The 11,072-nt window shown below is 51.7% G+C and carries 8 protein-coding genes; all 8 read left to right on the top strand.

Annotated elements, in window-relative coordinates; all coding sequences use genetic code 11:
• Window positions 1–398 (top strand): cupin domain-containing protein (locus tag CW267_RS24565; protein ID WP_133124756.1); only part of this gene is annotated, 398 nt, incomplete at its 5' end.
• Between the two features lie 22 nt (window positions 399–420).
• Window positions 421–1,797 carry an O9 family phosphomannomutase RfbK gene (gene rfbK, locus CW267_RS24560; protein ID WP_032731030.1) on the top strand — a complete coding sequence of 459 codons (1,377 nt, stop codon included), beginning with the start codon at window positions 421–423 and terminating at the stop codon, window positions 1,795–1,797.
• Between the two features lies 1 nt (window position 1,798).
• On the top strand, window positions 1,799–2,593 hold the full coding sequence (wzm, locus tag CW267_RS24555; protein WP_008804106.1) for an O8 family O-antigen export ABC transporter permease subunit: 795 nt from the start codon (window positions 1,799–1,801) through the stop codon (window positions 2,591–2,593).
• Window positions 2,593–3,807, top strand: a complete 1,215-nt coding sequence (wzt, locus tag CW267_RS24550) for an O8 family O-antigen export ABC transporter ATP-binding subunit (protein WP_023322961.1) — start codon at window positions 2,593–2,595, stop codon at window positions 3,805–3,807. Before wzm ends, wzt begins: the two co-directional genes overlap by 1 nt.
• Window positions 3,807–5,084 carry a class I SAM-dependent methyltransferase gene (locus CW267_RS24545; protein WP_008804108.1) on the top strand — a complete coding sequence of 426 codons (1,278 nt, stop codon included), beginning with the start codon at window positions 3,807–3,809 and terminating at the stop codon, window positions 5,082–5,084. The genes wzt and CW267_RS24545 overlap by 1 nt, the downstream gene beginning before the upstream one ends.
• 2 nt (window positions 5,085–5,086) lie before the next feature.
• Window positions 5,087–8,728, top strand: a complete 3,642-nt coding sequence (locus tag CW267_RS24540; RefSeq protein WP_032740085.1) for a glycosyltransferase — start codon at window positions 5,087–5,089, stop codon at window positions 8,726–8,728.
• 66 nt (window positions 8,729–8,794) lie between these two features.
• The gene (locus tag CW267_RS24535) at window positions 8,795–9,940 is read left to right on the top strand and encodes a glycosyltransferase family 4 protein (protein WP_032740083.1); all 1,146 of its coding nucleotides are present in this window, start codon (window positions 8,795–8,797) and stop codon (window positions 9,938–9,940) included.
• A gap of 9 nt (window positions 9,941–9,949) precedes the next feature.
• Window positions 9,950–11,065 carry an N-acetyl-alpha-D-glucosaminyl-diphospho-ditrans,octacis-undecaprenol 3-alpha-mannosyltransferase WbdC gene (wbdC, locus tag CW267_RS24530; protein WP_004184789.1) on the top strand — a complete coding sequence of 372 codons (1,116 nt, stop codon included), beginning with the start codon at window positions 9,950–9,952 and terminating at the stop codon, window positions 11,063–11,065.
• Window positions 11,066–11,072 lie beyond the last annotated feature (7 nt).

Here is an 11,072-nt window from a genome sequence, read left to right as displayed (position 1 = left end):
ACGTGAAGAAGGCGGTCGAGTTCCTCAAGCAGAACCAGCGCAGCGAGTACAAGCGCCACCGCGAGATTTACCGTCCCTGGGGCCGCTGCGACGTGGTGGTCCAGACCCCGCGCTTCAACGTCAACCGTATCACCGTGAAACCGGGCGGCGCCTTCTCGATGCAGATGCACCACCACCGCGCCGAGCACTGGGTCATTCTCGCCGGCACCGGCCAGGTGACGGTCAACGGCAAGCAGTTCCTGCTGACCGAGAACCAGTCCACCTTTATTCCGATTGGCGCCGAGCACAGCCTGGAAAACCCGGGCCGTATTCCGCTGGAAGTGCTGGAGATCCAGTCGGGGTCGTACCTCGGCGAGGACGACATTATTCGTATTAAAGACCAGTATGGTCGTTGCTAATTTTTTCGGGACAAAACGCAGAATGACACAGTTAACATGCTTTAAGGCTTATGACATCCGTGGTGAACTGGGCGAGGAACTGAACGAGGACATCGCCTACCGTATCGGCCGCGCCTATGGCGAATTTCTGAAACCCGGGAAGATAGTGGTGGGGGGCGATGTGCGCCTCACCAGCGAGTCGCTGAAGCTGGCGCTGGCCCGCGGGCTGATGGACGCCGGCACCGACGTGCTGGATATCGGCCTGAGCGGCACGGAAGAGATTTACTTCGCCACCTTCCACCTCGGGGTGGACGGCGGCATCGAGGTGACGGCGAGCCATAACCCGATGAACTACAACGGCATGAAGCTGGTGCGCGAGAACGCGAAGCCCATCAGCGGCGACACCGGCCTGCGGGATATCCAGCGCCTGGCGGAGGAGAACCAGTTCCCGCCGGTGGACCCGGCGCGTCGCGGGACCCTGCGCCAGATATCGGTGCTGAAGGAGTACGTCGACCACCTGATGGGCTACGTGGACCTGGCGAACTTCACCCGTCCGCTGAAGCTGGTGGTGAACTCCGGCAACGGGGCGGCGGGGCATGTGATTGATGAGGTGGAGAAACGCTTCGCGGCGGCCGGGGCGCCGGTGACCTTTATCAAGGTGCATCACCAGCCGGACGGCCATTTCCCGAACGGTATCCCGAACCCGCTGCTGCCGGAGTGCCGCCAGGACACCGCCGACGCGGTGCGTGCGCATCAGGCGGACATGGGTATCGCCTTTGACGGCGACTTCGACCGCTGCTTCCTGTTCGATGACGAGGCGTCGTTTATCGAGGGGTACTACATTGTCGGCCTGCTGGCGGAAGCGTTCCTGCAGAAGCAGCCGGGGGCGAAAATCATTCACGACCCGCGTCTGACGTGGAACACGGTGGACATCGTGACCCGCAGCGGCGGCCAGCCGGTGATGTCGAAGACGGGGCATGCGTTCATCAAGGAGCGGATGCGCCAGGAAGACGCCATCTACGGCGGGGAGATGAGTGCGCACCATTACTTCCGCGACTTCGCCTACTGCGACAGCGGGATGATCCCGTGGCTGCTGGTGGCGGAGCTGCTGTGCCTGAAGAACAGTTCGCTGAAATCGCTGGTGGCGGACCGCCAGGCGGCGTTCCCGGCGTCGGGGGAGATCAACCGCAAGCTGGGGAATGCGGCGGAGGCGATAGCGCGCATCCGGGCGCAGTATGAGCCGGCGGCCGCACACATCGACACAACGGACGGTATCAGTATTGAATACCCTGAGTGGCGCTTTAACCTGCGCACGTCCAACACGGAGCCGGTGGTGCGTCTGAACGTGGAGTCCAGAGCGGATACTGCGTTAATGAATGAGAAAACGACCGAGCTGTTACACCTGTTAAGCGGGGAATAAGGTGAGAGATTTACTAACGACGATTTATCGTTATCGGGGATTTATCTGGAGCAGTGTTAAGCGTGATTTTCAGGCACGCTATCAAACCAGTATGCTGGGCGCGTTATGGCTCGTTTTACAACCGCTCTCTATGATCTTGGTCTATACCCTGGTCTTTTCCGAGGTGATGAAGGCCAGAATGCCCGACAACACCGGGCCGTTTGCCTACAGTATTTATCTCTGTTCTGGGGTACTGACCTGGGGATTGTTTACAGAGATGCTGGATAAAGGTCAGAGCGTATTCATCAATAATGCTAATCTGATCAAGAAACTAAGTTTTCCGAAAATTTGTCTGCCGATCATCGTGACGTTATCAGCAGTGCTTAATTTCGCGATTATCTTCAGCCTGTTTCTGATTTTTATCATTGTCACTGGTAACTTCCCTGGCTGGCTGTTTTTCTCGGTGATACCGGTTCTGCTTTTGCAGATCCTTTTTGCCGGTGGGCTGGGTATGATCCTCGGTGTGATGAACGTCTTTTTCCGGGATGTGGGGCAACTGGTTGGGGTTGCACTGCAATTTTGGTTTTGGTTCACTCCCATTGTTTACGTACTGAATTCATTACCAGCATGGGCGAAAAATCTGCTGCTTTATAATCCGATGACTCGGGTCATGCAATCTTATCAGTCCATCTTCGCCTACCATCAGGCGCCCAACTGGTATTCGCTATGGCCAGTATTGGCTCTCGCCATTATTTTCTGCGTCATCGGTTTCAGGATGTTCCGCAAGCATGCGGCGGATATGGTGGATGAATTATAATGAGTTATATCAGAGTAAAAAATGTCGGTAAGGCATATCGCCAGTATCACTCAAAAACTGGGCGACTGATCGAATGGTTATCCCCTCTGAATACAAAACGCCATAATCTTAAATGGATCCTCAGCGACATTAATTTCGAAGTTGCTCCGGGAGAGGCGGTTGGTATTATCGGTATCAACGGTGCGGGCAAGAGTACCCTACTTAAACTTATTACCGGTACGTCCAGGCCAACGACCGGAGAGATTGAAATCTCAGGCCGTGTCGCTGCCTTACTCGAACTGGGTATGGGGTTTCATTCTGATTTCACTGGCCGACAGAACGTTTATATGTCAGGGCAACTGCTGGGGTTATCCTCTGAGAAAATTACTGAGTTGATGCCGCAAATCGAAGAGTTTGCGGAGATCGGGGATTATATCGACCAGCCGGTGCGCGTCTATTCCAGTGGTATGCAGGTTCGATTAGCTTTTAGCGTAGCGACCGCTATCCGTCCTGATGTGCTGATTATTGATGAAGCGTTATCCGTTGGGGATGCCTATTTCCAGCATAAAAGTTTCGAACGTATCCGTAAATTCCGTCTGGAAGGAACCACGTTGCTGCTGGTATCTCATGATAAACAGGCGATCCAGAGCATTTGCGACCGGGCTATTTTGTTGAACAAAGGCCACATTGAGATGGAAGGCGAGCCTGAAGCGGTGATGGATTATTACAATGCGCTTCTTGCCGATAAGCAAAATCAGTCCATTAAACAAGTTGAGCACAACGGTAAAACGCAAACTGTTTCAGGCACTGGTGAAGTGACAATCTCTGAGGTTCATCTTCTCGATGAACAGGGCAATGTGACTGAATTTGCCTCGGTAGGGCATCGGATCAGCTTGCAGGTTAATGTTGAGGTTAAGGCTGATATCCCTGAGCTCGTCGTCGGTTATATGATCAAGGATCGACTTGGGCAACCGATTTTCGGGACCAATACGCATCATCTCAAACAAACACTCACCAGCCTGAAAAAAGGCGAAAAGCGTTCGTTTTTATTCTCTTTTGATGCGAGGTTGGGGGTTGGCTCCTATTCTGTCGCTGTCGCGTTGCATACTTCCAGTACGCACCTCGGCAAAAACTATGAATGGCGCGATCTGGCCGTGGTATTCAACGTCGTTAACACGGAACAACAAGAGTTTGTCGGCGTGTCCTGGTTGCCACCTGAACTGGAGATTTCTTAATGGGTTCGTCGTTTTATCGTTCATTTGAAGAACGACACAGAGGTTCGGTTGAAGATATCAAGAACCGCCTGAGTTTTTATTTACCTTTCTTGTCTCGTCTGAAGGATCTTTATCCCGAAGGCGTGATTGCGGATATTGGCTGTGGACGTGGTGAATGGCTGGAAATCCTGACTGAAAATGGTATTGCGAACATCGGCGTCGATCTCGATGATGGCATGCTGGCACGTGCCAAGGAAGCCGGGCTGAACGTGCAGAAAATGGATTGTCTGCAGTTTCTGCAAAATCAAGCAGACCAGAGTCTGATAGCGTTGACTGGTTTCCATATTGCTGAGCATTTGCCCTTTGAGGTATTGCAGCAGCTCGTCATGCATACCTTACGGGTGCTGAAACCTGGCGGTTTGCTAATCCTCGAAACGCCGAACCCGGAGAATGTAAGCGTCGGGACCTGTTCATTTTATATGGATCCAACGCATAATCACCCTTTGCCGCCGCCATTGCTTGAGTTTTTACCTATTCATTATGGTTTTAACCGGGCAATTACCGTTCGTCTACAGGAAAAAGAGGCTCTCAAATCCCCGGACGCAGCGGTTAATCTGGTCGATGTGCTTAAAGGTGTTAGCCCCGATTACAGCATCATTGCTCAGAAAGCAGCGCCTGCAGATGTTCTTGAACGCTTTGAAACCCTGTTTACCCAACAATATGGCCTGACGCTGGATGTCCTGAGCAACCGTTACGATGCAATTTTACGCCAACAGTTCTCATCCTTTGCCTCACAGCTGGAGACGTTAAACCAGACATATACGCGCCAGCTAAGCAAAATGGCAGAGAATATTCAGACGTTGCAAGGCCAGGTTGACGAACTAAATCATGTCATTGGTCAGAACAATCAGCTTCATCAGCAAGTGGCAGATTTGCATAACAGCCGTTCATGGCGTATCACTCAACCTCTACGCTGGCTGTCTTTGCAACGCCAATTACTGCGTCAGGAAGGGGCTAAAGTACGAGCCCGTCGGGCGGCGAAAAAAATATTGCGCAAAGGGATGGCGCTCTCGCTGGTCTTTTTCCATCGTTATCCTAAGTCAAAGGTTTATCTGTTTAAATTTCTAAGAAAAACCGGCTGCTACACATTGCTACAGCGTTTGTTCCAGCGCGTAATGCTGGTGCAATCTGACACGATGATGATGCAGTCCAGAAGATATGATGTGGGTACTGAAGAAATGACAAGTCGCGCGTTGAGTATTTATAACGAATTAAAAAATAAAAATACGGAGAAATAACGATGCGTATTGTCATTGATTTACAAGGCGCGCAGACGGAAAGCCGCTTTCGTGGCATTGGTCGTTATAGTATTGCTATCGCCAGAGCGATTATTAGAAATAACAATCGACATGAGGTTTTCATCGCGCTATCCGCTATGCTGGGTGAGTCGATTACTGATGTTAAGGCGCAATTTGCTGATCTCCTGCCAGCAGACAACATAGTCGTCTGGCATGCTGCAGGACCAGTACGTGCAATGGATAAAGGTAATGAATGGCGTCGGGAGAGCGCAGAACTGATTCGGGAAGCGTTTCTTGAATCATTGCGTCCGGATGTCGTTTTCATTACAAGCTTGTTTGAAGGTCATGTCGACGATGCGGCCACTTCGGTACACAAATTTAGTCGTCAGTACAAAGTAGCCGTACTGCATCACGATCTTATTCCCCTGGTCCAGGCTGAGACCTATCTGCTGGATGATGTATTCAAATCCTATTATTTACAGAAAGTGGAATGGTTAAAAAACGCTGACCTTCTGCTAACTAACTCCGCTTATACGGCACAGGAAGCGATTGAGCATCTGCATTTGCAGGGCGACCATGTGCAGAATATTGCAGCTGCAGCCGATCCTCAGTTTTGTATGGCGGAAGTGACAGCGAGCGAGAAAGAGTCCGTCCTTGGCCATTACGGTATTCAGCGCGAGTTTGTGCTGTATGCACCAGGTGGATTTGACTCCAGGAAAAACTTTAAGCGATTGATTGAGGCCTATGCAGGACTCAGTGATGCTCTACGTCGCAGCCATCAATTGGTTATCGTTAGTAAGCTGTCCATTGGGGATCGTCAGTATCTGGAATCCATGGCGTCAGGTAATGGGTTGCAGCAGGGTGAACTGGTTCTGACTGGCTATGTGCCGGAAAATGAGCTGATTCAACTCTATCGTCTGTGTAAGCTTTTCATCTTTGCTTCGCTGCATGAAGGCTTTGGGCTGCCTGTTCTGGAAGCAATGTCGTGCGGCGCACCGGCCATTGGCTCAAATGTCACCAGTATTCCTGAAGTCATCGGTAATCCTGAGGCATTATTCGACCCGTATTCTGTCTCTTCCATTCGGGAAAAGATCGCGCAATGTCTGAATGATGCTCCATTCCTGGCGCGCCTGAAGGAAATGGCTCAGCAGCAAGCACGTAATTTCTCCTGGGACAACGCTGCCGTGACGGCTCTGGAAGCTTTCGAGAAGATTGCGACAGAAGACGCCGGCACCGTGCAGGTCTTGCCTGAGGCACTGATTCAGCGGATCCTTGCTATCTCTCACTGTCAGCCAGATGAGCGCGATCTGCGTTTGTGCGCAACGGCCATCGATTACAATCTGAAGACGGCTGAGCTGTATCAAATTGATGATAAGGCGCTGACCTGGCGTGTGGAAGGTCCCTTCGATAGCTCATATAGTCTGGCGCTGGTGAATCGGGAGTTTGCCCGGGCACTCTCAGCCGATGGTGTAGAAGTACTATTGCACTCCACTGAAGGGCCGGGCGATTTTGCGCCGGATGCCTCGTTTATGGCACAGCCGGAAAATAGCGATCTTCTGGCATTTTATAATCAATGTCGTACCCGCAAGAGTAACGAAAAGATAGATATTCTTAGCAGAAATATCTATCCACCGCGGGTTGCCGATATGGATGCCAAAGTAAAACTCCTTCATTGCTATGCCTGGGAAGAAACGGGTTTTCCACAGCCGTGGATTAATGAATTTAACCGGGAACTTGACGGCGTGCTGTGTACTTCAGAACATGTCCGTAAGGTATTGATTGACAACGGCTTGAATGTGCCTGCATTTGTTGTAGGCAACGGCTGCGATCATTGGCTCACCACAGCAGCTGAAACGGCAAAAGATGTGGATGAGGAAACCTTCCGTTTCCTGCATGTCTCTTCCTGCTTCCCACGAAAAGGGGTGCAGGCAATGCTTCAGGCTTGGGGCAGGGCGTTCACTCGTCGTGACAATGTTATCTTGATCATTAAGACTTTTAACAATCCACACAATGAAATTGACGCGTGGCTGGCACACGCCCAGGCTCAATTCGCGGACTACCCCAAAGTTGAAATAATCAAAGAGGATATGTCAGCCAGCCAGCTTAAAGGGCTTTATGAAAGCTGCGATGTTCTGGTTGCTCCAGGTTGCGCCGAAGGCTTTGGTTTACCTATTGCTGAAGCAATGCTGAGTGGGCTTCCTGCCATCGTCACTAACTGGAGCGGTCAACTAGATTTTGTTAATTCACAAAATTCATGGCTGGTTAACTATCAGTTTACCCGGGTAAAAACACACTTTGGTCTGTTTGCCTCGACATGGGCCAGTGTGGACATTGACAACTTAACGGATGCGTTAAAAGCTGCAGCCTCGACGGATAAATCAGTGCTGCATGACATGGCTGATGCTGGTCGCGAGCTTATTCTGCAGCAGTTTACCTGGAAAGCGGTGGCTGATCGTTCTCGTCAGGCAGTTAAGACGCTGCGTGCGCATATTGATATTGCTCAGCATCGGGCGCGAATTGGCTGGTTGACGACCTGGAACACGAAATGTGGGATCGCAACCTATTCTCAGCATTTGCTGGAGAGCGCACCGCATGGCGCGGATGTTGTTTTTGCTCCCCAGGTCAGCGCTGGAGATCTTGTGTGTGCAGACGAAGAGTTTGTACTGCGCAACTGGATTGTGGGTAAAGAAAATAACTATCTTGAAAATCTCCAGCCACAAATTGATGCTCTGCGACTTGATGTCATCGTGATCCAGTTTAACTATGGATTCTTTAATCATCGCGAACTGTCGGCGTTTATTCGTCGCCAGCATGACGCCGGTCGAGCGGTTGTCATGACGATGCATTCAACTGTGGATCCGCTGGAAAAAGAGCCGACCTGGAATTTCCGCCTTGCCGAAATGGCGGATGCGCTGGCGCTTTGTGACCGATTGTTGGTGCATTCAATTGCCGATATGAACCGCCTTAAAGATTTAGGCTTAACCGATAATGTTGCTTTATTTCCGCATGGTGTTATCAACTACGCTGCTGGGAGCGCCGCGCGTCAACAGCAGGCTTTACCGTTAATTGCGAGCTATGGCTTCTGCTTACCGCATAAGGGCCTGATGGAGCTGGTAGAATCCGTCCATCGCCTCAAGCAGGCGGGGAAACCGGTTCGTTTGCGTCTGGTTAACGCGGAGTATCCGGTTGGAGAATCACGCGATCTGGTGGCAGAACTTAAAGCGGCAGCTCAGCGGCTAGGTGTTAACGATCTCATTGAGATGCATAATGATTTCCTGCCTGATGCGGAAAGTTTGCGGCTGCTCTCAGAAGCTGATCTACTGATTTTTGCTTACCAGAATACGGGTGAGTCAGCTAGCGGAGCGGTACGTTATGGCATGGCAACCCAAAAACCTGTTGCGGTAACACCCCTGGCGATATTTGATGATCTGGACGATGCGGTCTTTAAATTTGATGGATGCAGCGTCGACGATATCAGTCAGGGGATTGACCGGATCCTTCATTCCATCCGTGAACAGGACGCCTGGGCGACCAGGACTCAACAACGTGCCGATGCATGGCGTGAACAACATGATTATTATGCTGTTGCACGCCGCCTGGTTAATATGTGTCAAGGCTTAGCTAAAGCTAAATATTTTAAATAAAAATATTCCCCCTTGTTTTTTTGCCTTTGAATACAAGGGGAGCTAGATGATGATGTGTCATTTATTATGAAAATTATTTTTGCTACTGAGCCAATTAAATACCCATTAACGGGCATCGGTCGGTATTCCCTGGAGCTGGTTAAGCGGCTGGCGGTTGCCCGTGAAATCGAAGAGCTGAAGCTGTTTCACGGCGCGTCGTTTATCGATCAGATCCCCCAGGTGGAGAATAAAAGCGATACCAAAGCCAGCAATCATGGTCGTCTGTCGGCGTTTCTGCGTCGCCAGCCGCTGCTGATTGAGGCGTATCGCCTGCTGCATCCGCGGCGCCAGGCGTGGGCATTGCGCGATTACAAAGACTACATTTACCATGGTCCCAATTTCTATCTGCCGCATCGCCTGGAACGCGCCGTGACCACGTTTCATGACATCTCCATTTTTACCTGCCCGGAATTTCATCCAAAAGATCGGGTTCGCTATATGGAGAAGTCCCTGCACGAGAGCCTGGATTCGGCGAAGCTGATCCTGACCGTCTCCGACTTCTCGCGCAGTGAAATCATCCGCCTGTTCAACTATCCGGCGGATCGGATCGTCACCACCAAGCTGGCCTGCAGCAGCGACTATATTCCGCGCAGCCCGGCGGAGTGCCTGCCGGTCCTGCAGAAATATCAGCTGGCGTGGCAGGGGTATGCGTTATATATCGGCACCATGGAGCCGCGTAAAAATATCCGCGGTCTGCTGCAGGCCTATCAGCTGCTGCCGATGGAGACCCGCATGCGCTACCCGCTGATCCTCAGCGGTTATCGCGGATGGGAAGACGATGTGCTGTGGCAGTTAGTCGAGCGCGGTACGCGTGAAGGGTGGATCCGTTACCTGGGCTATGTCCCGGATGAAGACCTGCCTTATCTGTACGCGGCGGCCAGAACCTTTGTTTATCCCTCCTTCTATGAGGGATTCGGTTTACCTATTCTTGAAGCGATGTCTTGCGGTGTGCCGGTAGTATGTTCCAATGTCACTTCTTTGCCTGAGGTGGTTGGCGATGCCGGCCTCGTTGCCGATCCTAATGATGTAGACGCGATTAGCGCGCATATTTTGCAGAGCCTGCAGGATGATAGCTGGCGGGAAGTCGCCACCGCGCGCGGTCTTGCCCAGGCGAAACAGTTTTCGTGGGAGAACTGTACGACCCAGACCATTAACGCCTATAAATTACTCTAAGGGTGTCAGTTGAGAGTTCTACACGTCTATAAGACCTACTATCCCGATACCTACGGCGGTATTGAGCAGGTCATTTATCAGCTAAGTCAGGGCTGCGCCCGCCGGGGAATCGCAGCCGATGTTTTTACTTTTAGCCCGGACAAAGAGACAGGTCCTGTCGCCTACGAAGACCATCGGGTCATTTATAATAAGCAGCTTTTTGAAATTGCCTCCACGCCGTTTTCGTTGAAAGCGTTAAAGCGTTTTAAGCAGATTAAAGATGATTACGACATCATCAACTACCATTTTCCGTTTCCTTTCATGGATATGTTGCATCTCTCGGCGCGGCCTGACGCCAGAACGGTGGTGACCTATCACTCGGATATTGTGAAACAAAAACGGTTAATGAAGTTGTACCAGCCGCTGCAGGAGCGATTCCTCGCCAGCGTAGACTGCATCGTCGCCTCGTCGCCAAACTATGTGGCCTCCAGCCAGACCCTGAAAAAATATCAGGATAAAACCGTGGTGATCCCGTTTGGTCTGGAGCAGCATGACGTGCAACACGATCCACAGCGGGTGGCGCACTGGCGGGAAACCGTCGGCGATAACTTCTTCCTCTTCGTCGGCGCTTTCCGCTACTACAAAGGGCTGCACATTCTGCTGGATGCCGCCGAACGTAGCAGGCTGCCGGTGGTGATCGTCGGGGGCGGGCCGCTGGAGGCGGAAGTGCGTCGTGAGGCGCAGCAACGCGGGCTGAGCAATGTGGTGTTTACCGGCATGCTCAACGACGAAGATAAATACATTCTCTTCCAGCTCTGCCGGGGCGTGGTCTTCCCCTCGCATCTACGTTCCGAAGCGTTTGGCATTACATTACTGGAAGGCGCGCGCTTCGCCAGGCCGCTGATCTCCTGCGAGATCGGCACCGGGACCTCGTTCATTAACCAGGACAAAGTGAATGGCTGTGTGATCCCGCCGAATGACAGTCAGGCGCTGGTGGAGGCGATGAATGAGCTCTGGCATAACGATGAAACCGCCAGCCGCTATGGCGAAAACTCGCGTCGTCGTTTTGAAGAGATGTTTACTGCCGACCATATGATTGACGCTTACGTCAATCTCTACACTACGCTGCTGGAAAGCAAATCCTGAGGCCTGC

It is taken from the genome of Klebsiella sp. X1-16S-Nf21, from assembly GCF_002837615.1.
In the GTDB taxonomy this organism is placed as follows: Bacteria; Pseudomonadota; Gammaproteobacteria; order Enterobacterales; family Enterobacteriaceae; genus Klebsiella; species Klebsiella variicola.
The sequence above is the reverse complement of the archived record's forward strand: the minus strand, read 5'-3'. Positions and strand labels throughout refer to the sequence as shown.